Here is a 1317-nt window from a genome sequence, read left to right on the forward strand (position 1 = left end):
TGAACCGCGCCGAATTTTCCGGAGGCTGATTGGCTTGGATTTTACGCGGCCATCGGCATGACCTCAAGCTGGGCACAGTAGGCGGCTTCCGCCTCGGCGGGCGGGATGTTGCCGATGGGCTCGAGCAGGCGCCGGTTGTTGAACCAATCGACCCATTCAAGAGTGGCGAACTCGACGGCCGCGAAGGAGCGCCACGGACCACGCCGATGGATCACCTCGGTCTTGAACAGGCCGATGACGGTTTCCGCCAGGGCATTATCGTACGAGTCGCCGACACTGCCGACCGACGGCTCGATGCCGGCCGCGGCGAGCCGCTCGGTGTACTTAATCGACACGTATTGAACTCCCCTGTCGCTGTGGTGGATGAGGCTGGCTCGCCAGGGCTGCCGGTCATGGAGAGCCTGCTCGAGGGCATCGAGTACGAACTCGGCCCGGGCCGAGCGCGACACACGCCAGCCCACGATCCTGCGGGCGAAGGCGTCAATCACGAAGGCCACATAGACGAAGCCCGACCAGGTCGCCACAAAGGTGAAGTCGCTCACCCACAAGGCGTTTGGTCGCGGCGCCGTGAACTGCCGGTTCACCCGGTCACGCGGACAAGGGGCCGAGGCGTCGCTGACGGTCGTCCGGATGCTCTTGCCGCGAACCACTCCTTGGAGGCCCATCTGCCGCATCAGCCGGGCGACCGTGCATCGCGCCACCGCGATCCCTTCGCGCTTCATCTGGCGCCAGACCTTGCGGACCCCATAGACGCCGAAGTTTGCCGCGAAGACCCGGCGGATCTCCTGACTGAGTGCGGCATCCCGGCGTTCCCGAGCCGGTCTGCGGTCGGGATTGGCCTTGCGGGCGGCGTGCTCGTAGTAGGTTGACGGGGCGATCGGCAGCACACGGCAGATCGGCTCGACCCCGTAGACCTCACGATGCTCGTCGATAAAGGCCTTCATGGCTTGGAGCGGCGGTCGAGCTCCGCCTGGGCAAAATACGCGCTGGCTTTGCGCAGGATCTCGTTGGCCTGGCGCAGTTCGCGCACCTCACGCTCGAGCGCCTTGATCCGCTCCTGCTCCGCGCTCGTCGGCCCGGCGCGCAGGCCCTGGTCGCGCTCTGCCTGCCGCACCCAGTGGCGCAGCGTCTCGCCCGAGCAGCCGATCTTTGCCGCAATCGACCGGATCGCCTCATACTGGGAGGCGTACTCGTCGCGGTGCTCGAAAACCATCCGGACCGCCCGCTCGCGGACCTCCGGTGAATACGGGGGTGTTCTCTTCGTCATGGCTCCATCCTGTCAGGAGTTGGAGCCTCCGGGAATCCCGGCGCGGTTCA

Annotated in this window: 1 protein-coding gene and 1 other annotated feature; the gene reads right to left on the reverse strand. The window is 66.1% G+C overall.

The genetic code is table 11. The annotated features are described in order from the left end of the window. Nucleotides 1-41 precede the first annotated feature (41 nt). A protein-coding gene (locus DC522_RS33525; RefSeq protein WP_116532698.1) for an IS3 family transposase occupies nucleotides 42-1267 on the reverse strand; the annotation gives its coding sequence in 2 pieces (ribosomal slippage) (nucleotides 42-979 and nucleotides 979-1267; 1227 coding nt in all). Next, nucleotides 870-986, reverse strand: a sequence feature (AL1L pseudoknot). It overlaps the preceding gene by 117 nt. Nucleotides 1268-1317: the final 50 nt, after the last annotated feature.

Source organism: Microvirga sp. KLBC 81, from assembly GCF_003075415.1.
Classification (GTDB): Bacteria; Pseudomonadota; Alphaproteobacteria; order Rhizobiales; family Beijerinckiaceae; genus Microvirga.